The organism is Pseudomonas khavaziana (genome assembly GCF_036704165.1).
GTDB classification, from domain to species: Bacteria; Pseudomonadota; Gammaproteobacteria; order Pseudomonadales; family Pseudomonadaceae; genus Aquipseudomonas; species Aquipseudomonas khavaziana.
This window is the reverse complement of the sequence record NZ_CP129946.1, coordinates 681,774-700,363: the sequence shown is the minus strand read 5'-3', so window position 1 is coordinate 700,363 and position 18,590 is coordinate 681,774. Positions and strand designations below refer to the sequence as shown.

Annotated in this window: 20 protein-coding genes; 18 read left to right on the top strand and 2 right to left on the bottom strand. The window is 63.1% G+C overall.

Annotation, left to right across the window (positions count from 1 at the left end):
• Nucleotides 1-3: 3 nt before the first annotated feature.
• Genes QYQ93_RS03070 through QYQ93_RS02990 form a run of 17 tightly spaced genes read left to right on the top strand, consistent with a single transcriptional unit; the run spans nucleotide 4 to nucleotide 15,551 of the window.
• Nucleotides 4-258, top strand: a complete 255-nt coding sequence (locus QYQ93_RS03070; protein ID WP_003209389.1) for an acyl carrier protein — start codon at nucleotides 4-6, stop codon at nucleotides 256-258.
• Nucleotides 255-800 (top strand): hypothetical protein, encoded by a 546-nt coding sequence (locus tag QYQ93_RS03065; protein ID WP_338476309.1) that lies wholly within the window; start codon nucleotides 255-257, stop codon nucleotides 798-800. The genes QYQ93_RS03070 and QYQ93_RS03065 overlap by 4 nt, the downstream gene beginning before the upstream one ends.
• Nucleotides 797-2,467 carry an AMP-binding protein gene (locus QYQ93_RS03060; protein WP_338476308.1) on the top strand — a complete coding sequence of 557 codons (1,671 nt, stop codon included), beginning with the start codon at nucleotides 797-799 and terminating at the stop codon, nucleotides 2,465-2,467. The genes QYQ93_RS03065 and QYQ93_RS03060 overlap by 4 nt, the downstream gene beginning before the upstream one ends.
• The gene (locus QYQ93_RS03055) at nucleotides 2,460-3,194 is read left to right on the top strand and encodes a glycosyltransferase family 2 protein (protein ID WP_338476307.1); all 735 of its coding nucleotides are present in this window, start codon (nucleotides 2,460-2,462) and stop codon (nucleotides 3,192-3,194) included. Before QYQ93_RS03060 ends, QYQ93_RS03055 begins: the two co-directional genes overlap by 8 nt.
• Nucleotides 3,191-4,126 (top strand): glycosyl transferase, encoded by a 936-nt coding sequence (locus QYQ93_RS03050; protein ID WP_338476305.1) that lies wholly within the window; start codon nucleotides 3,191-3,193, stop codon nucleotides 4,124-4,126. Before QYQ93_RS03055 ends, QYQ93_RS03050 begins: the two co-directional genes overlap by 4 nt.
• Nucleotides 4,110-5,651, top strand: coding sequence for an aromatic amino acid ammonia-lyase (locus QYQ93_RS03045; RefSeq protein ID WP_338476304.1), 1,542 nt, complete (start codon nucleotides 4,110-4,112; stop codon nucleotides 5,649-5,651). Before QYQ93_RS03050 ends, QYQ93_RS03045 begins: the two co-directional genes overlap by 17 nt.
• Nucleotides 5,644-6,069, top strand: a complete 426-nt coding sequence (locus QYQ93_RS03040; protein ID WP_043047218.1) for an acyl-CoA thioesterase — start codon at nucleotides 5,644-5,646, stop codon at nucleotides 6,067-6,069. Before QYQ93_RS03045 ends, QYQ93_RS03040 begins: the two co-directional genes overlap by 8 nt.
• Nucleotides 6,066-6,749 (top strand): outer membrane lipoprotein carrier protein LolA, encoded by a 684-nt coding sequence (locus tag QYQ93_RS03035; protein WP_338476303.1) that lies wholly within the window; start codon nucleotides 6,066-6,068, stop codon nucleotides 6,747-6,749. The genes QYQ93_RS03040 and QYQ93_RS03035 overlap by 4 nt, the downstream gene beginning before the upstream one ends.
• Nucleotides 6,739-9,051, top strand: a complete 2,313-nt coding sequence (locus QYQ93_RS03030; RefSeq protein WP_338476302.1) for a hypothetical protein — start codon at nucleotides 6,739-6,741, stop codon at nucleotides 9,049-9,051. Before QYQ93_RS03035 ends, QYQ93_RS03030 begins: the two co-directional genes overlap by 11 nt.
• A 33-nt stretch (nucleotides 9,052-9,084) precedes the next feature.
• Nucleotides 9,085-10,332, top strand: a complete 1,248-nt coding sequence (locus QYQ93_RS03025) for an NAD(P)/FAD-dependent oxidoreductase (RefSeq protein WP_338476301.1) — start codon at nucleotides 9,085-9,087, stop codon at nucleotides 10,330-10,332.
• Complete coding sequence (locus QYQ93_RS03020) at nucleotides 10,329-11,078, top strand: class I SAM-dependent methyltransferase (RefSeq protein WP_043047222.1); 750 nt, start codon at nucleotides 10,329-10,331, stop codon at nucleotides 11,076-11,078. The genes QYQ93_RS03025 and QYQ93_RS03020 overlap by 4 nt, the downstream gene beginning before the upstream one ends.
• Complete coding sequence (locus QYQ93_RS03015) at nucleotides 11,075-11,557, top strand: hypothetical protein (RefSeq protein WP_043047223.1); 483 nt, start codon at nucleotides 11,075-11,077, stop codon at nucleotides 11,555-11,557. The genes QYQ93_RS03020 and QYQ93_RS03015 overlap by 4 nt, the downstream gene beginning before the upstream one ends.
• Nucleotides 11,554-12,720: a beta-ketoacyl-[acyl-carrier-protein] synthase family protein gene (locus QYQ93_RS03010; RefSeq protein WP_338476300.1), complete on the top strand. Its 1,167-nt coding sequence runs from the start codon at nucleotides 11,554-11,556 to the stop codon at nucleotides 12,718-12,720. The genes QYQ93_RS03015 and QYQ93_RS03010 overlap by 4 nt, the downstream gene beginning before the upstream one ends.
• On the top strand, nucleotides 12,717-13,178 hold the full coding sequence (locus QYQ93_RS03005) for a hotdog family protein (RefSeq protein ID WP_043047225.1): 462 nt from the start codon (nucleotides 12,717-12,719) through the stop codon (nucleotides 13,176-13,178). The genes QYQ93_RS03010 and QYQ93_RS03005 overlap by 4 nt, the downstream gene beginning before the upstream one ends.
• Entirely contained in the window at nucleotides 13,175-13,903 is a 729-nt protein-coding gene (gene fabG / locus QYQ93_RS03000) for a 3-oxoacyl-ACP reductase FabG (RefSeq protein ID WP_043047226.1), read from the top strand. Before QYQ93_RS03005 ends, fabG begins: the two co-directional genes overlap by 4 nt.
• Entirely contained in the window at nucleotides 13,903-15,129 is a 1,227-nt protein-coding gene (locus QYQ93_RS02995; protein ID WP_338476299.1) for a beta-ketoacyl-ACP synthase, read from the top strand. Before fabG ends, QYQ93_RS02995 begins: the two co-directional genes overlap by 1 nt.
• A gap of 26 nt (nucleotides 15,130-15,155) precedes the next feature.
• Complete coding sequence (locus tag QYQ93_RS02990) at nucleotides 15,156-15,551, top strand: hypothetical protein (RefSeq protein ID WP_338476297.1); 396 nt, start codon at nucleotides 15,156-15,158, stop codon at nucleotides 15,549-15,551.
• Nucleotides 15,552-15,753: 202 nt separating this feature from the next.
• Here the strand turns inward: QYQ93_RS02990 and QYQ93_RS02985 are convergent, their stop codons facing one another.
• Together QYQ93_RS02985 and QYQ93_RS02980 are read right to left on the bottom strand one after the other, a co-directional pair.
• Nucleotides 15,754-16,140, bottom strand: coding sequence for a type II toxin-antitoxin system PemK/MazF family toxin (locus tag QYQ93_RS02985; RefSeq protein WP_338476295.1), 387 nt, complete (start codon nucleotides 16,138-16,140; stop codon nucleotides 15,754-15,756).
• A gap of 88 nt (nucleotides 16,141-16,228) precedes the next feature.
• Nucleotides 16,229-17,122, bottom strand: a complete 894-nt coding sequence (locus QYQ93_RS02980) for a LysR family transcriptional regulator (protein WP_338476294.1) — start codon at nucleotides 17,120-17,122, stop codon at nucleotides 16,229-16,231.
• 179 nt (nucleotides 17,123-17,301) lie between these two features.
• On the opposite strand from QYQ93_RS02980, the gene QYQ93_RS02975 reads away from it, so the two are divergent.
• A complete protein-coding gene (locus QYQ93_RS02975; RefSeq protein WP_422394051.1) occupies nucleotides 17,302-18,513 on the top strand; it encodes an MFS transporter in 1,212 nt (403 codons plus the stop codon).
• Nucleotides 18,514-18,590: the final 77 nt, after the last annotated feature.

Genomic DNA, 18,590 nt, shown 5'->3' with positions numbered 1-18,590 from the left:
ACCATGCAAACTCGTGACGATATTTTCAACACCCTGCGCGACGCCTTGGTGGAACTGTTTGAGCTGGAACCTGAACGCGTCACGCTTGACGCCAACCTGTACCAGGACCTGGAAATCGACAGCATCGACGCCGTGGACCTGATCGACCACATCAAGCGTCAGACCGGCAAGAAGATCGCCGCCGAAGAGTTCAAGGCCGTACGCACTGTGAACGACGTGGTTGAGGCGGTGTACCGTCTGGTCCAGCCCGCCGCATGAGCCGGCTGATCGGCCTTGGCCTGTTGTTGGCGGGGCTGCTGTACCCCTTCGCTGTGTATTACGGCACCGAGCACTTTGCGCCGTGGCAGTTCGGCTTGTTGCTGGGCAGCTTGTGGCTGCTGCGCGCCCTGACGGCTGCGCGGCGCCCAGGCAGCCGGGCGATGGCCGCGACGGTGATCCTGTTCTGCCTGCTGCTGGCCTGGTTTGATAACCCGCAGTGGCTGCGTTGGTACCCCAGCCTGGTCAGCGCGTTCATGTTGGCGCTGTTCGGCCTGAGCCTGAAATACGGCCCGCCGATGGTCGAACGCCTGGCACGCATGACTGACCCGCAGCTGCCGCCGAAGGCAATTGTGTATACCCGCCAGGTCACCGTGGTGTGGAGTGCATTTTTTCTGTGTAATGGCTTGCTCGCTGCCGCGCTCACGCTGTGGGCGCCGCTGAGCTGGTGGACGTTGTACAACGGCTTGATCGCCTACGGGCTGATGGCGCTGTTGTTTGCCGTGGAATGGCTGATACGACAAAGGGTTCGGGGCTGCGTATGAATGGGTTGAAACTTGAGCACTTGTTGCTTGAGCCGCTGCAACAGCGCCGGGTCACCACCGAGCCTGACATGAATCACGCCCAGCTGTTGGAGGCGTCCCTGCGCCTGGCGGCCGGCCTGCAGGCGCGAGGCATCCGGCGCCTGGCCGTGTACCTCGAAGACGCGGGCGTCCTGGCGATTGCCTTGCTGGGCGCCTGGCGCGCCGGTGCCAGCGTCCTGCTGCCCGCCGACCTGCAACCCCAGACCCGCCAACGCTGGGCGCCTGCCGTCGACGCCTGGCTGACCGAAGCCGCTGACCTTGAGGCGCTGTACCAGATGCCACTGAGCCCCGCGGTGCTTGATCTGGACAGTTGCCAACTGAGCCTGTGCACCTCCGGCTCCAGCGGCGAGCCCAAGCGCATCGACAAATCCCTGCGCCAACTGGCCAATGAAGTCCAGGCGCTGGAAGCCCTGTGGGGCGCGGACCTCAAAGACGCCTGCATCATCGGCAGCGTCGCGACCCAGCACATCTACGGCTTGCTGTTTCGCGTGTTGTGGCCGCTGTGCGCAGGTCGCCTCTTTGTGCGCAAACAACTGGCATTCCCCGAAGACATGCAACGCGCCAGCCGCGAATACCCCCGATTTGCCTGGGTTGCCAGCCCGGGGCTGCTCAAGCGCATGGGCGACAACCTCGACTGGCCGGCGCTGAGCCGAGTAGCGCGGGTGTTTTCCTCCGGCGGTGCGTTGCCGGTTGAAGCCGCCGGCAGCCTATACGACCGCTTGCAGCAATGGCCGACGGAAATTCTCGGCAGCTCGGAAACCGGCGGCATCGCCTGGCGTCAGGGCGCGCAACCCTGGCAGCCGTTTGCCGATGTGCAACTGAGCCAGGATGCCGCCGGCGCGCTGCGCATCGCATCAAAATACCTGCCCGAAGGGCATGTGGAGCAAACCGCCGACGCCGCACGCATCCATGCCGATGGCCGTTTCGAATTGCTGGGCCGCCTGGACCGCATCGTCAAGCTGGAAGAAAAACGCATCTCCTTGCCGATGCTGGAACAAGCGCTGATGACCCACCCCTGGGTTGCCGAAACCCGCCTGGGCGTGGTGCAGGAAAACCGCGCCTCCCTCGGTGCCCTGGTGGTACTCAGCGCGGCAGGCCTGCATGCCCTGCGCAATCAGGGCCGGCGCACGCTTACCCAAACCCTGCGCCAGCACCTGGGCCAACACTGCGAAGCCCTGGCCCTGCCCCGGCGCTGGCGATTGCTGCGCCAATTGCCCCTGAACAGCCAGGGCAAGCTGCCCCAGGCCGATATCGAAACACTTCTGCTGGCTCCCCGGCCAAAAGCCCCTGAAGTGCTGGAGCAGGTCGAAGCCGACGGTGAATGGACCGTGCAGTTGAGCGTTCCGCCGGACCTGGTCTATTTCAGCGGGCACTTCCCGGTAACGCCCGTGTTGCCAGGCGTGGTGCAGGTGGAATGGGCGTTCAACCTGGGCCAGCAACTGCTGGATTTGCCGGGCACATTCGCCGGGATGGAAGTGCTCAAGTTCCAGCAGCTGGTGCGCCCAGGCGACTGTATCGAACTGCACCTGCGCTATGACCGGGAACGCCGAAAACTGTACTTCGCCTACCGCAACGGTGTCGCCGCCTGTTCCAGCGGACGGATAGTGCTGGAGGCTGCACATGCATAACCCATGTGCCCTGATCCCGGTCTACAACCACGAAGCCGCCGTGCCCACAGTGGTCCGCAGCCTGCTCGACAGCGGCCTGCCCTGCCTGCTGGTCGACGACGGCAGCAGCCCGGCCTGCGCAGCGGTACTGGCGCAACTGGCGACCCTGGACAGCGTCACCCTGCTGACCCTGCCCAGCAACCAGGGCAAAGGCGGCGCGGTCATGGCCGGTTTCCGCGAAGCGGCGCGCCTGGGCTATACCCACGCCCTGCAAGTGGATGCCGACGGCCAGCACGACTTGCGTGAAGTCGAGACCTTTATCGACACCTCCCGCCGGCACCCCAACGCGGTCATCTGCGGCTACCCCGAATACGACGACAGCGTGCCCAAAGGCCGCTTGTATGCGCGCTACCTGACCCACGTATGGGTGTGGATCAACACCCTGTCGCTTGAGATTCGCGACTCGATGTGCGGCTTTCGCGTGTACCCGCTGGCGCCGACCCTGGCCTTGATGGACTCGGCCTACATCGGCACGCACATGGATTTCGACTCGGACATCCTGGTGCGTCTGGCCTGGCGCAACCAACCGATGCGCTGGCTGCCGACCCGGGTGCACTACCCGGCCGACGGCTTGTCGCACTTTCGCTTGTTCCGCGACAACGTTCGCATCAGCGCCATGCACACGCGGCTGTTTTTCGGCATGTTGGTGCGTGCGCCGATGATCCTGTGGCGACGGTGGCAGGCATGAGCGACAGCACCAAGCACTGGGCCGACCGCGAGGAGCGTGGCAGCTTCTGGCTGATGAAATTCACCGCGGTCGCGGCAAAAATCCTCGGCCGTCGACTGTTGAGCCCGTTGCTGTACAGCGTCGTTTTTTACTTCTTCGTGTTCGGCCGCACCGCCCGCCGCAGCGCCTGGCAATACCAGCAACGCCTGGCCGAATGGAGTGGGCGCAATGAGCTGCGCCCCACCCACAGGAAAGTCTTCGGCCAGTTCATGGCCTTCGCCGACTCGCTGCTGGACAAGCTCGATGTGTGGAACGGCAAGCTGCGCCTGGAGCAGATCGACATCGACGACCCGGCGCAATTGCGCGGGCAACTGCGCGGCGAACGCGGGCAGATGCTGGTGGGGGCGCACTTGGGCAACCTGGAAGTGTGCCGCGCCCTGGCGGAAATCGGTGAACAGGTGACCATGAACGTGCTGGTGCACACCAAGCACGCCGAGCGTTTCAACCGCCTGTTGGGCGAAGCCGGCGCCACCCATTTGCGCCTGATCCAGGTCAGCGAGCTGGACCCGGCCACCATGCTGCTGCTCAGCCAGCGCCTGGACGACGGCGAGTGGCTGGCGATTGCCGGCGACCGCATACCGCTGCACGGCGGGCGCACGGTGCGCGTGGACTTCCTCGGCCATGCCGCCGCTTTCCCCCAAGGCCCGTGGCTGCTGGCCGGCCTGCTCAAATGCCCGGTAAACCTGCTGATGTGCCTCAAACACCAAGGCCGCTATCGCCTGACCATCGAGCCTTTCGCGCCGTTGATCGAATGGAAGCGCAGCACCCGCGAGCAAGTGATTGCCGAGTGGACTGCCCGCTACGCCGCACGCCTGGGCCAGTTCTGCCTGCAAGCGCCCCAACAATGGTTCAACTTTTACCCTTTCTGGAAGACCGATGACGACGCATCTTGAGCCGGTAACCTTTGGCGAACGCCCCTTGCGCATCGAAGACGTGCTGGCCCTGGCCAACCGTCAGGTGCCCACGCAATTGCAGGGTGATGCTGCCTATCGCCAGCGCATTGCCAAAGGCGCGCAGTTCCTCGACTCGCTGCTGGACAAGGAAGGTGTGATCTACGGCGTGACCACCGGCTACGGCGACTCCTGCGTGGTGGCGGTGCCGCTGGAACACGTCGAAGCCTTGCCGCGTCATCTGTACACTTTTCACGGATGCGGCCTGGGCAAATTGCTTGATGCCCAGGCTACTCGCGCCGTACTGGCGGCGCGTTTGCAGTCGCTGTGCCACGGGGTGTCCGGGGTGCGCGTGGAACTGCTGGAGCGCCTGCACGCCTTCCTCGAACACGACGTACTGCCGCTGATCCCGGAAGAGGGTTCGGTGGGTGCCAGCGGCGACTTGACCCCGTTGTCCTACGTGGCCGCGACCTTGTCCGGCGAACGCGAAGTGCTGTTTCGTGGCGAACGCCGCCAGGCGGCCGATGTGCACCGCGAACTGGGCTGGGAACCGCTGGTATTGCGCCCCAAGGAAGCCTTGGCCTTGATGAACGGCACCGCCGTGATGACCGGCCTGGCCTGCCTGGCCTTTGCCCGCGCCGACTACCTGCTGCACCTGGCCACGCGCATCACCGCGCTCAATGTGGTGGCGCTGCAAGGCAACCCGGAGCACTTCGACGAGCGCCTGTTCGCCGCCAAGCCGCACCCGGGGCAAATGCAGGTCGCCGCTTGGCTGCGCAACGACCTGGCGATTGATGCGCCAACGGCGCCGCTGCATCGCTTGCAGGATCGCTACTCCTTGCGCTGCGCCCCCCACGTGCTCGGTGTGCTGGCCGACAGCCTGAACTGGCTGCGCTCATTTATCGAGATCGAGCTCAACAGCGCCAACGACAACCCGATCATCGACGCCGACGCAGAGCGCGTGCTGCACGGTGGGCACTTCTACGGCGGGCATATCGCCTTTGCCATGGACAGCCTCAAGACCCTGGTGGCCAACGTCGCCGACCTGCTTGACCGCCAACTCGCGCTGCTGGTGGACGTGCGCTACAACCACGGCCTGCCGAGCAACCTGTCAGGCGCCCCGGCTGACCGCGCGATGATCAACCACGGCTTCAAGGCCGTGCAGATCGGCACCAGCGCCTGGACCGCCGAAGCGTTGAAAAACACTATGCCGGCCAGCGTGTTTTCGCGCTCTACCGAGTGCCACAACCAGGACAAGGTCAGCATGGGCACCATCGCCGCCCGCGATGCCATCCGTGTGCTGGAGCTGACCGAACAGGTCGCCGCCGCTACCCTGCTCGCTGCCAACCAGGGCGTGTGGCTGCGCGCCCAGGCCGAGGATGCTCGGCCGCTGCCACCGGCATTGGCCGCGATGCGCGCAGAACTGGCCCAGGATTTCCCGCCGGTCATCGAAGACCGCGCCCTGGAAAGCGAACTGCGCCTGTGCCTGCAACGCATCGCCGAGCAACACTGGGGGCTGCATGCGTAGTCAGGGTGTATTGCACAGCGACACTGAAATCCTCGTGCCGTTTTTCGATATCGACACCATGCACGTGGTGTGGCACGGGCATTACGTGAAGTACCTGGAAGTGGCGCGCTGTGCGTTGCTGGACAAGCTGGGCCATAACTACACGGCCATGCTGGAGTCCGGCTACGCCTGGCCGGTAATCGACATGCAGCTACGCTATGTACGTGGCGCCACTTTCGGCCAAACCCTCAATGTGCGCGCCAGCCTGGTGGAGTGGGAGAACCGTTTGAAGGTCAATTACCTGATCACTGACCTGGCCAGCGGCGAGCGTTTGACCCGCGCCAGCACCGTGCAGGTGGCGGTAGAAATCGCCAGCCGCGAGATGCAGTTGGCATCGCCCAAAGTCTTCACCGACGCCGTCGAAAGGGCCCTGAAATGAAATCCCCTGTAGGAGCGAGCTTGCTCGCGAAGATCGCCCATAAAAACGCGGGCCACCTGACACCCCGTGGCGCCCTCAGGTTTTTCGCGAGCAAGCTCGCTCCTACAGTGGCGGCGTTGTTGCTGAGCTTAAGCGCCCATGCTTTTGACCTGCAGCAGTTGAGCGATCAGCTCGCCAAACCCTCCGTCATCCACGGCAGCTTTACCCAGGAAAAACACCTGCGCGCCCTGCCCCAGCCGCTCGTCAGCAAAGGCACCTTCGTGCTCGCCAAGGACCATGGCCTGCTGTGGCTGCTCAAAACCCCACTGCAACAGGACTACCGCATCAACGCCCAAGGCATTGCCCGGCGTGACGCCAACGGCTGGCAACCGCTGCCGAACAAGAGCGCCGGTGCCGAGCAGAATCGCTTGTTCCTCGCGGTGCTGCAGGGCGACAGCAGCGGCTTGCAACGTGATTTCGAACTGCAACTGCAGGGCCAGGCCCAGCAATGGAAGCTCACGCTGACTCCGCGTTCGCTGCTGCTCAAGCAAGTGTTCACCCGGATCAACATCGACGGCGGCGAGCTGGTGCACACCATCGAACTGCTGGAAACCCAGGGCGACAGCACCGTGCTGCGCATGCAGGACAGCACGGCCAGCCAGCCCTTGAGCGCAGCGGAGCAACACGACTTTGCCCAGTGAGCGTTTGCTGCCGCGCCTGTTCCTGATCCTGCTGGTGGCCGTGCTGGCCCTGGCCGGCTGGCAGTGGCGTCATGGCGCGCCGCTGTCGGCCAACCTGATGGAGCTGGTGCCCGGCAGCACGCCGGACGCCCTTGAACAGCAAGCCGAACAGCGCATGCAGGAGCCGCTCAACCGCGAAATGCTGGTGCTGGTGGGGCATGCCGACCGCCAGCAAGCACTGGCCGTGGCGCAACAATTGGGCGAGCGCTGGCAGGCCAGCGGCTTGTTTGAAAAAGTGCAGTGGAACCTGCAAGCCGACCTGCCAGCACTGCGCGAGCAACTGCTGCGCGCACGCTTGTCGATGCTCTCGGCCAAGGACCGCGAGCAACTGATCGAGCAACCCGACGCCTTCATCCAGCAACGGGTGCAAGCGCTGTTCGACCCGTTCACCAGCTTCAGCCTGGTGCCGAGCCAGGACGACTGGCTAGGCCTGACCGGTCGCATCCAGAACAGCCAGCCGCAACACGGCTCGGTGCAACTGGATATCGGCAGCGGCGCCTTGATCGCCGACGCCGACGGCAAAAGCTGGGTACTGCTGCGGGCGCGCACTACCGGCAATGCCTTCGATATGCACTTGCCGCTGCAAGTGGCGGACCTGCTCCAGGCCAGTCGCGCACAAGCCGGCGAGCAAGGCGCGCAGCTGCTGGCCGCCAGCGGCTTGCTCTATGCCGCCAACGGGCAACGGCAGGCCACCCGGGAAATCACCTGGGTCGGCGGCGGTGCGACCGTCGGCATCCTGCTGTTGCTGCTGCTGGCATTCCGACGCTGGCGCGTATTGCTGGCGTTTGTGCCGGTGCTGGTGGGTATGCTGTTTGGCGCGGTGGCCTGCGTGGCGCTCTTCGGACATATGCATGTGATGACCCTGGTGCTGGGTTCCAGCCTGATCGGCGTGGCGGTGGATTACCCGCTGCACTACCTGTCCAAAAGCTGGAGCCTGCAACCCTGGCGCAGTTGGCCGGCGTTGCGCCTGACCCTGCCGGGGCTGAGCCTGAGCCTGGCGACCAGTTGCATCGGCTACCTGGCGCTGGCCTGGACGCCGTTCCCGGCGCTGACGCAAATCGCGGTGTTCTCCGCCGCCGGGCTGGTCGGTGCTTATTTGTGCGCCGTGTGCCTGTTGCCGGCGTTGCTCAAGGGTGTGGAACTGCGCCCGGCGCAATGGCCGCTGCGCATCGCCGACAGTCTGTGGCAGATGCGTACAGCGCTGATCAAGCACGTGCCCAGTTCGGTGCTGCTGGTGTGGGTACTGTTGTTCTGCGTCGGGGGCCTGTGGCAACTGAATAGCAAGAACGATATCCGCCAATGGATCGGCGCGCCGCCGCAATTGCTCCAGGAAGCCCAGGCCGTAGCGCGCATCACCGGGTTCCAGCCCACCAGCCAGTTTTTCCTGGTGCGGGCCGACAATCAGCAGCAGTTGCTGGAACGCCAAGCCGCCCTGGGCAAACGCCTGGATCAGTTAGTGAATATGGACAAGCTCGAGGGTTACCTGGCGCTCAATCAGCTGGTGAGCCTGGCGGACGAACAGCAACAACTGCGGGATGCGCTGAACAAACTGCCGCAACACTGGCAGCCGCTGCTGGACCTGGGCGTGCCCGCCAGCGCCCTGCAAGCTGAAATCGCGCAGTTGCAGGCGCTGCCCATCACCGACATCGACGCAGCATTGCAAGGGCCGCTGGCCGAACCCTGGCGTACGTTGTGGCTCGGCCCGGTCGACGGCGGCGTGGCGGCCATGGTGAGCCTGCAAGGTTTGAACAACCCGGCGCTGCTGCGGGTGCAGGTGCTGGACTTGCCCGGCGTGCAACTGGTTGATCGCCTGGGCGACTTGAACCGGGTGTTTGCCGACACGCAAATCAGCGCCGCCGAGTTGAAGTTGATGTCTTGCGTGCTGATTGTGCTGTTGCTGATTGCCCCCTTCGGTTTCGGCGGTGCCTTGCGTATCGTCGCCCTGCCGCTGCTGGCCGCGCTGTGCAGCCTGGCCAGCCTCGGTTGGCTGGGCCAGCCGCTGACCCTGTTCAGCCTGTTCGGCCTGTTGCTGGTGACAGCCATCAGCGTTGACTATGCGATTTTGATGCGCGAGCAGATCGGCGGCCCGGCCGTCAGCCTGTTGGGTACGCTGCTGGCAGCGCTGACGACCTGGTTGTCGTTCGGCCTGCTGGCGGTCTCAAGTACACCGGCGGTCAGTAATTTCGGCCTGTCGGTCAGCCTGGGCCTGGCGTTCAGCTTTATGCTGGCGCCCTGGGCCGGACAGCAGAAACACACCTTATGAATGCGATTATCGCCCATGCGGCAAGGAGCCCTCGTGCCCATAGTTGAAATGGAACGTCGCCAGGTGGTGGTGATCGGTGCCGGACCGTCCGGGGCCATCGCGGCCGCGCTGCTAAAGCGCAAAGGGCATGATGTGTTGATCATCGAGCGCGAGCACTTCCCGCGCTTCTCGATTGGCGAAAGCCTGCTCTCGCACTGCATCGATTTTATCGAAGAAGCGGGCATGCTCGACGCCGTGCAAGCGGCGGGCTTCCAGGTGAAAACCGGTGCTGCCTTCGCCTGGGGCGAGCGCTACAGTGCATTTGATTTTGGCGACACGTTCAGCAACGGCAAGCCCACCACCTACCAAGTGCAACGCGGCGAGTTCGACAAATTGCTGGCCGATCAGGCGGCGTTGCAAGGCGTCGAAATCCGCTATGGCCATACCATTGTCGGCGTGGACTTCTCCGGCGAGTGCCGCTACCTGCATGTGCGCCGACAGAACGGCAGCGAGTACCACATCAAGGCCAAGTTCGTACTCGATGCCAGCGGCTATGGCCGCGTGCTGCCGCGTCTGCTGGACCTTGAAGCACCGTCGAACTTCCCGCTGCGCCAGGCCGTGTTCACCCATGTCGAAGACCATATCGAACACCCAGGTTTTGATCGCACCAAGATCCTCGTCACCACCCATCCGACCCAGCGCGATATCTGGTTCTGGACCATCCCGTTCAGCAATGGCCGCTGCTCAGTGGGCGTGGTTGCGGCCAAGGCGCATTTCGATGGCCGCGACAGCGACCTCGACGCCTGCCTGCGCAGCTTCATCGACGAGACGCCAAGCCTGTCCGGCGTGCTCAGCAATGCCGTATGGGACACCCCGGCGCGCAGCATCGGCGGTTACTCGGCCAACGTCAAAACCCTGCACGGCCCGGGCTTTGCGCTGCTGGGCAATGCAGCGGAATTCCTCGACCCGGTGTTCTCTTCGGGCGTGACCATCGCCATGCGTTCGGCGAGCATGGCCGCGGCTGTGCTGCACCGTCAGCTCACCGGCGAAACCGTGGATTGGCAAAGCGAATTCGCCGAGCCCTTGAAACGTGGGGTCGACACTTTCCGTTGCTACGTCGAAGGCTGGTATGCCGGCACGTTCCAGGACGTGATTTTCCATCCTGGCAGCTCGCCGGAAATTCGCCGCATGATCAGCGCGATCCTGGCCGGCTACGCCTGGGATGAGCGCAACCCGTTTGTCAGCGAGCCAAAACGGCGGTTGCGGATGTTGTCGGATATCTGTGCGAGTGAAGCGGTATGAGCAGTCCTGCCGTTGGAAAAAACTACCTGAGCAAGAATTACGTCGAAGAAACCAGGTTCGGCTTCTGGTTCCTGCGCAGCCATACGTGGCAGCATCACGTCTTGCGGGTGGCGATCAACGATCTGCGCAGCCTGTTCAGCGATCCGCTGCCGGTGGCGCCGGTATTGCTCGACGCCGGTTGCGGCCAGGGAAAATCCTTCCGGTTGCTGCAGGAGGTGTTTGCGCCCTCACGCCTGATCGGCCTGGATGCTGACCCCCACAGCCTCGAACTGAGCCGCGAAGAAGCCGAGCGCCAGGGCATGGCTGTCGAGTTGATCGGCAGCGACTGCGCCACCCTAAAGGTACCGGACGCCAGCGTCGATATCCTGTTCTGCCACCAGACCTTCCATCACCTGGTGGAACAACATCGCGCACTCAAGGAGTTTTATCGGGTGCTCAAGCCGGGCGGTTATCTGCTGTTTGCCGAATCCACCGAAGCCTATATCGACACCTGGGTGATTCGCTGGCTGTTCCGCCACCCGATGCATGTGCAGAAAAGCGCCGAGCAATACCTGGAGATGCTCCACGAGCAGGGCTTTGAATTCGCCCCGCAGAATGTCTCGTACCCCTACCTGTGGTGGAGCCGCTCCAGCGACTTCGGCCTGCTGGAGCGCTGGGGCCTGCGCAAGGCGCCGCCGGTAGGCCAGCGCGAGGAAACCCTGGTCAACTGCGTAGCGCGTAAACCTTTGGAGAATGCTGCCCCATGATGCGCCTGCTGTTGATCGGTTGCGTGTTGCTGCTGAGCGCCTGTGCCAGCCAGGCACCGCTGCCGGAAAAAATCCCAACCCTGGCCTTGCCGATGCAATTGCACGTGCAGCGTCTGGCGGACGGCCAGAGCCAGGATTGGTTGCTGGTGATCCAACACGAAGGCAGCGCGATTCGCTGGTCGATGATGGACCCGCTGGGTATTCCCCTGGCCCGGCAAAAGCTGGTCGATGGGCAATGGCAGGCCGACGGCTTGCTGCCACCCAATCCCCAGGCCCGGGAGTTGTTCGCCGCGCTGCTGTTTGCCCTGACCTCGGCCGGTGAAGTGCCGGCGCTGTATCCGCACGCCCAGGCAATGGACTTGACGCGTACGCTGCCGGGCCATTGGCAGATCGTCTACCAGTCCTCCGAGGTGTTCAGCGTGAACATGGTCGACCAGCCGTTGCGTTATCGCATCACTCCGCTGGGCCTGCGCCGATGATCGCTTACCTCAATGCCCTCGGCGTGATCTGCGCCCTCGGCCGCGGCCAGGCCGAAGTCAGCCGCAAGCTGTTTGTCGGCGACTGCTCGGGCATGCGCGCCGAAAGCGGTTGGGTGCCGGAGCGCGTGGTGCCGGTGGCGGCCGTGCACGGCGAGCTGGCGCCCCTGCCGGTGACGCTGAGCCAACAGAGCAGCCGCAATAACCAGTTGCTGTTGGAAGCGGCGTTGCAGATCGAAGCTCAGCTGCGCCTGGCGATCCAAACCTACGGGCCTTCGCGGGTCGGCATTGTGCTGGGCACCAGCACCTCAGGCATCGACGAAGCCAGCCGCGGCATTGCCCACTACTTGCGCGACCAGCAATTCCCCACCGACTACGACTACCAGCAACAGGAACTCAGCGCCCCGGCGAATTTCCTTGCCGACTGGCTGCAAGTGAGCGGCCCGACCTATGTGATTTCTACCGCCTGCACCTCCAGCGCCCGTGCACTGATGAGTGCCCAGCGCCTGCTGGATCTCGGCATCTGCGATGCGGTGATCTGCGGCGGTGTGGACAGCCTGTGCAAGCTGACGCTGAACGGTTTTACCGCATTGGAGGCGGTCTCCAGCGAGCGCTGCAATCCGTTCTCGGTGAACCGCAACGGCATCAATATCGGTGAAGCGGCGGTGCTGTTCCTGATGAGCCGCGAGCCAGCCCCGATCGCCTTGCTGGGCAGCGGCGCCAGTTGCGATGCCCATCATATCTCTGCGCCGGAACCCGGCGGCAGGGGCGCGCTGCAAGCGATGCGCAAGGCCCTGGCCAACGCGAAGCTGGCTCCCGAGCAGATCGGCTACCTGAACCTGCACGGCACCGCCACCCAACACAACGACGCCATGGAAAGCCTGGCGGTCGCCAGCCTGTTCCCCGACGGCGTAGCCTGCTCGTCGACCAAGCCCATGACCGGCCACACCCTCGGTGCCGCCGGAGCGCTGGAAGCGGCGTTCTGTTGGCTGAGCCTGAGCCACGGCTTGCTGCCACCCCACGTATGGGACGGCCAAGCCGACCCGGCGCTGCCCGCCTTGCAATGGGCACGCAGCGGCGACAGCTTGAAAAAACCCTGCCTGATGAGCAACTCGTTTGCCTTCGGCGGTAATAACGTCAGCCTGATAATCGCAGAGGCCCCATGATCGATTGGCCACTTGCCGAACTACTGCCCCATGCGGGCGACATGATCCTGATCGACCAGGTGCTGTCGTTCGATGAAGAGCAGGTCCGCACCCGCGTCACCGTCAAGCCCGGTGGCCTGTTCAACCGCCCTGACGGCAGCCTGCCGGCCTGGGTCGGCCTTGAGTTGATGGCGCAAAGCGTCGCCGCTTATGCCGGTTGCCGCGCGCGCCAGCAAGGCCAGGCGGTGGAGCTGGGTTTCCTGTTGGGCACGCGTAAATACGAGTGCAACGTGGAACACTTTCCCGCCGGCGCCGAGCTGGATATCCACGGCCTGCGCTCCCTGGAAGACGACAACGGCATGGGTGTGTTCGAATGCCACCTCACCGGCGACGGTATCCACGCCAGCGCGCGCCTTAACGTATTTCGACCGCCCCAGGCGGCCAACTACCTAGATGAATCGAAGGACCAAACGCCATGACTGAATCCGTACTGGTCACCGGCTCCAGCCGCGGCATCGGCCGCGCCATTGCCCTGCGCCTGGCCCAGGCCGGCCATGACATCGTGCTGCATTGCCGCAGTGGTCGCGCCGAAGCCGACGCCGTGCAGGTCGAGATCGAGGCCCTGGGGCGCATGGCGCGAGTGCTGCAATTCGACGTGTCCGACCGCGCCAGTTGCAAGGCCATCCTTGAAGCCGATGTGGAGCAACATGGCGCCTACTACGGCGTGGTACTCAATGCCGGCCTGACCCGCGACGGCGCCTTTCCAGCCCTGTCGGAAGACGACTGGGACGTGGTGATGCGCACCAACCTCGATGGTTTCTATAACGTGCTGCACCCGGTGATGATGCCGATGATTCGGCGCCGCGCCGCCGGGCGGATCGTGTGCATCACTTCGGTTTCCGGGTTGATCGGCAACCGCGGCCAGGTCAATTACAGCGCCTCCAAGGCCGGCTTGATCGGCGCGGCCAAGGCACTGGCCATCGAGCTGGGCAAGCGCAAAATCACCGTCAACTGCGTGGCGCCCGGCTTGATCGACACGGCGATGCTGGATGAAAACGTACCTGTGGAAGAGTTGCTGAAAATGATTCCGGCGCAACGTATGGGCACCCCGGAAGAAGTCGCCGGTGCGGTGAATTTCCTGATGTCGGCCGAAGCCGGCTATATCACACGCCAAGTGCTGGCCGTGAACGGGGGCCTGTGCTGATGAAGCGCGTCGTCGTCACAGGCATGGCCGGCATGACCTCCCTGGGTAGCGACTGGGAGACCATTGCCGCCAACTTTCGCGCCAACCGCAGTGGCATCCGGCGCATGGATGAGTGGGACCGCTTTACCGAATTGAACACGCGCCTGGCCGGGCCCATCGATGATTTCGTCGTGCCCGCCCACTGGACCCGCAAGCAGCTGCGCAGCATGGGCCGCGTCTCGCGCCTGGCAGTGTGGGCGGCGGAACAGGCGTTGCAGGACGCCGGTCTGCTCGGCGACGCGTCAATCAAGGACGGGCGCATGGGCGTGGCCTGTGGCTCGTCCACCGGCAGCACCGATGAGATCAAGGCCTTCGGCAATATGCTGCTCAACTCGGTGGCCGAAGGGCTCAACGCCAATTCCTATGTGCGCATGATGCCCCACACCACGGCGGCGAATATCAGCATCTTCTTTGGCCTCACCGGGCGCCTGATCCCCACATCGAGCGCCTGCACCAGCGGCAGCCAGGGCATCGGTTATGCCTACGAAGCGATCAAGTTCGGGCGCCTGCCGTTGATGCTTGCCGGCGGCGCCGAAGAACTCTGCCCCACCGAAGCCATGGTATTCGATGCGCTCTACGCCACCAGCCTGAAGAACGATGCACCGCAAACCAGCCCACGCCCCTACGACAGCGGCCGCGATGGCCTGGTGATCGGCGAAGGCGGCGGCATGCTGGTGCTCGAGGAGCTGGAACATGCGTTGGCGCGGGGTGCGCACATCCACGCCGAGCTGGTCGGTTTTGGCAGCAACGCCGACGGCCAGCACACCACCCGCCCGGAGCAGAGAACCATGCGCCGCGCCATGGAACTGGCCCTGGAAGATGCCGGGCTTGAACCGTCCGCCATTGGCTACGTGAACGGCCATGGCACCGCCACCGACCAGGGCGACATCGCCGAAACCCTGGCCACCAGCAGCCTGTTCGGCAGTCGCATGCCGATCAGCTCGCAGAAGAGTTTCCTCGGCCACACCCTGGGTGCCTGCGGCGCGCTGGAGTCGTGGTTCAGCATCGAAATGATGAACCGTGACGAGTATGTGCACACCTTCAACCTGGATTCGATCGACCCGCAATGCGGCGAGCTCGATTACCTGCAAGGGGGCTTTCGCCAGATGCACAACGACTATGTGATGAACAACAACTTCGCTTTCGGCGGCGTCAACACCTCGTTGATCTTCCGCCGCTGGTCCTGACTTTTTAATCGATTGGAGAAAACGGAATGTCTTCCCTGCTACGCGCCACCCTGATCACCCTGGCCCTGCTGACCACCGCCGGCTGCACCAGCAAGCCGGTGCTCAACACCCAGCATGAGTTGCCGGCCACCAGCCAGGTCAGCGAAGAAAAGATGAAACAGGCCATCGTCGCCGCCCTGCAGAAACGTGAGTGGACCGTGCAACGCCTGAGCCCGCAGCTGGTGCAGGCCGAGATCACCGTGCGCGGCCAGTTCTATGCCGCCATCGATATCCGCTACAGCCGCAACAGCTATGCCATCACCTACCGCGACAGCCGCGACCTAGGCTACAAGGACGGCAAGATCCATCGCAACTACAACCGTTGGATAAGCATGCTGGATAGGGACATTCTGGCGGGGTTACGCTCGGCCGGGATGCAGTAAGGCCAGAAACGACAAAGGGCGCCTTTCGGCGCCCTCTTCACAAACAGGTTGGCTTGTCATCGCCGCTTCCTGCCTGGCTCTGCGATGGCTGGTTGCCCAGGATCCTCAGAGTCTCACAAGCCCCTTTCGGGAACTCGGCCAGTATGCCTGAAAGCAGGTTACCTGCAATCGGTGGCAAAACGCCGTCCATCTATATCCCACTTTATCGCAACCCAAGCGCACTGCGTACCGCTGTTTTTATCGCCAAAAATTGATCATTGGTGAGTTCGGCGATTTTGTAAGTTCGTTTGCCATGACGATCTTTACTTTTGATTCGGTCCAGTCGACCCAAGCTGACTGTCGCGACGATGTCGCATTTAGCCCAGCAGACCGGGCTCGCTCCCTGAAGGTGGCTATCAAGCCGCAAATGGTGTTCCAACACCTGCTGTGGAGCGGTAGTACTCAGAGGTACCACCGTTACGAGCAGCTTATTCCTCCGGTGTTTGCGTATCACAATAACAGGTCGAATCTTGATGATTTCCGGAACCTCATAGCCACGAAAATCACAAATCAACACGCTGCCCTCCTTGGGCTGATAGAGAAGTGCCATCCATATCCACTCGCTTGAAAAAGAGTGATTTTGCGCAAGTTTCTGGCGAATAACTAAGCCGGTTGCGTTACCTGATATGTGACCCCGCCTACACCAATACCTGACGCGTCAACAACTCCACAAACCCCTTCGCCATCGGCGTTTGCACGCCCTTGCGCTGCACCAGCCACACCGCTGTCATCGCCTCCGGGTCCAGCAAGGTGCGATAGACCACGCCATCGATGCGGATGCGCTGGTAAGACGCCGGTAATACCGACACGCCCAACCCCGCCGCCACCAGGCCAATGATGGTCATCGCCTCCCCCGCTTCCTGGGCAAAGTGTGGGCTGAAACCGGCATCGCGGGCCAGGCTGAGCAATTGGGCATATAAACCGCTGCCGTAGGTACGCGGGAAAAATACAAAGGGTTCCTGCGCCAATTGCGCGAGGTGCAAGCCGCGCTCGCTGCCCTCCACCAAAGGATGGCCGGCGCTCAATACGGCGACCAACGGCTCACGCATCAATTCGACCACGCTCAACGAGTCGGGCAGCGGCAAAGGCCGCATCAGCCCGACCTGAATCGACTCATCCACCAGCGACTCGGCTACCTGGGTGCTGCTCATCTCTTGCAGGTTGAGGTGCACTGCCGGGAAGGCCTGTCGAAACGCAAAGATCGCCTGGGGAATACTGGAATTGAATGGCGCGGAAGACGTGAAGCCGATCTTCAGTTCGCCGAGTTCACCCAACTGTGCCCTGCGCGCCACATCCGCTGCCTTGTCGACCTGGGCCAGAACAAGCCGCGCCTCTTGCAGGAACAGCCGCCCTGCCTCGCTCAGCTCGACCCGACGATTGGTGCGCTCAAATAGCCGCGCCCCCACCTCTTGTTCCAGCGCCTGGATCTGCTGGCTCAGGGGCGGTTGCGAGATACCCAGCACCTGCGCGGCGCGGCCAAAATGCAGTTCTTCGGCGACGGCGATGAAGTACCGCAAATGACGTAATTCCATACACCCCTCATTAGGTCGTAAAACCTATCAAACAGGTCGAACAATATATTGGAAAGAATAATTAGGCAGCTATATTCTTTTTGCATTGTCGGTCCTGGCAGCCTTTCCTCCCCGAGGTCCCCGTGAATTCTGCTGTTGCTCCACTCACCCAACAAACCCCTCCCTCCGCCCTCGATGAAGTGGTGGCGCAGCTCAATGACGAGTACATCGAAAAAGGCACGCCGATGTTCATGCGCACGGTGCTGGCACTGTTCTCCGGCGGGTTTGCCACCTTTGCCCTGTTGTATTGCGTACAGCCGATGATGCCGGCGCTGTCCCACGAGTTTTCCATCAATGCGGCGCAAAGCAGCCTGATTCTATCGGTGGCAACCGCGATGCTTGCCTGCGGCCTGCTGGTCACCGGGCCGATTTCCGACAGGCTGGGGCGCAAGCCGGTGATGGTCGCCGCGTTGTTCTGCGCGGCGCTGGCCACCATCGCCAGCGGCCTGATGCCAACCTGGGAGGGGATTCTGCTGATGCGGGCGCTGGTGGGCCTGTCCCTGAGCGGCCTGGCTGCCGTGGCGATGACCTACCTCAGCGAAGAGATCCACCCGCAGCACATCGGCCTGGCTATGGGTTTGTACATCGGCGGCAACGCGATTGGCGGCATGAGCGGGCGCCTGATCATCGGCGTGTTGATCGACTTCGTCAGCTGGCACACCGCAATGCTGATCATCGGAGCCCTGGCACTTATCGCTGCCACGGTGTTCTGGAAGATCCTCCCCGAATCGCGCAACTTCCGCGCCAGCAGTCTCAAGCCACGCAGCCTTGTGGATGGCTTTGTCATGCACTTCAAGGATGCGGGCCTGCCATGGCTTTTCCTTGAAGCCTTCCTGCTGATGGGCGCCTTCGTGACGATGTTCAACTACATCGGTTATCGCTTGCTGACTTCGCCCTACGAGCTGAGCCAGGCGTTGGTGGGCCTGCTGTCGCTGGTGTACCTCTCGGGTATCTACAGCTCGGCCAAGATCGGCTCCCTGGCCGACCGCCTTGGTCGCCGCCGCGTGCTGTGGGGCACCATCGTGTTGATGCTTTCAGGGATGTTGCTAACGCTGTTCACGCCGCTGTGGCTGGTAGTGCCGGGTATGCTGGTGTTCACCTTCGGCTTCTTCGGCGCGCATTCGGTGGCCAGCAGTTGGATAGGACGTCGGGCGGTGAAAGCCAAGGGGCAGGCGTCGTCGCTGTATCTGTTCTGTTACTACGTGGGTTCGAGTATTGCCGGGACCGCGGGAGGGTTCTTCTGGCATTTTGCCGGGTGGAACGGGATTGGCGGATTCATTATCGCGCTACTGATCGGCGCGTTGCTGGTGGCGTTGAAACTGGCGAGGTTGCCGCCGCTGGGGCAGGCCTGAAGGTTTCGGGCTTTTAATGTGGGAGGGGGCTTGCTCCCGATGGCGGTGTGTCAGTCTCAGTATCCTTAACTGAGCCA

What these genes read in the sequence shown, in the direction of transcription:
- QYQ93_RS02985 (WP_338476295.1), bottom strand. Translation starts at nt 16,140, where the DNA reads ATGGCACTTCTCTATCAGCCCAAGGAGGGCAGCGTGTTGATTTGTGAT.
- QYQ93_RS03015 (WP_043047223.1), top strand. Translation starts at nt 11,075, where the DNA reads ATGATGCGCCTGCTGTTGATCGGTTGCGTGTTGCTGCTGAGCGCCTGT.
- QYQ93_RS03060 (WP_338476308.1), top strand. Translation starts at nt 797, where the DNA reads ATGAATGGGTTGAAACTTGAGCACTTGTTGCTTGAGCCGCTGCAACAG.
- QYQ93_RS03045 (WP_338476304.1), top strand. Translation starts at nt 4,110, where the DNA reads ATGACGACGCATCTTGAGCCGGTAACCTTTGGCGAACGCCCCTTGCGC.
- QYQ93_RS03050 (WP_338476305.1), top strand. Translation starts at nt 3,191, where the DNA reads ATGAGCGACAGCACCAAGCACTGGGCCGACCGCGAGGAGCGTGGCAGC.
- QYQ93_RS03035 (WP_338476303.1), top strand. Translation starts at nt 6,066, where the DNA reads ATGAAATCCCCTGTAGGAGCGAGCTTGCTCGCGAAGATCGCCCATAAA.
- QYQ93_RS02995 (WP_338476299.1), top strand. Translation starts at nt 13,903, where the DNA reads ATGAAGCGCGTCGTCGTCACAGGCATGGCCGGCATGACCTCCCTGGGT.
- fabG (WP_043047226.1), top strand. Translation starts at nt 13,175, where the DNA reads ATGACTGAATCCGTACTGGTCACCGGCTCCAGCCGCGGCATCGGCCGC.
- QYQ93_RS03005 (WP_043047225.1), top strand. Translation starts at nt 12,717, where the DNA reads ATGATCGATTGGCCACTTGCCGAACTACTGCCCCATGCGGGCGACATG.
- QYQ93_RS03070 (WP_003209389.1), top strand. Translation starts at nt 4, where the DNA reads ATGCAAACTCGTGACGATATTTTCAACACCCTGCGCGACGCCTTGGTG.
- QYQ93_RS03020 (WP_043047222.1), top strand. Translation starts at nt 10,329, where the DNA reads ATGAGCAGTCCTGCCGTTGGAAAAAACTACCTGAGCAAGAATTACGTC.
- QYQ93_RS03055 (WP_338476307.1), top strand. Translation starts at nt 2,460, where the DNA reads ATGCATAACCCATGTGCCCTGATCCCGGTCTACAACCACGAAGCCGCC.
- QYQ93_RS03040 (WP_043047218.1), top strand. Translation starts at nt 5,644, where the DNA reads ATGCGTAGTCAGGGTGTATTGCACAGCGACACTGAAATCCTCGTGCCG.
- QYQ93_RS03065 (WP_338476309.1), top strand. Translation starts at nt 255, where the DNA reads ATGAGCCGGCTGATCGGCCTTGGCCTGTTGTTGGCGGGGCTGCTGTAC.
- QYQ93_RS02990 (WP_338476297.1), top strand. Translation starts at nt 15,156, where the DNA reads ATGTCTTCCCTGCTACGCGCCACCCTGATCACCCTGGCCCTGCTGACC.
- QYQ93_RS03010 (WP_338476300.1), top strand. Translation starts at nt 11,554, where the DNA reads ATGATCGCTTACCTCAATGCCCTCGGCGTGATCTGCGCCCTCGGCCGC.
- QYQ93_RS02980 (WP_338476294.1), bottom strand. Translation starts at nt 17,122, where the DNA reads ATGGAATTACGTCATTTGCGGTACTTCATCGCCGTCGCCGAAGAACTG.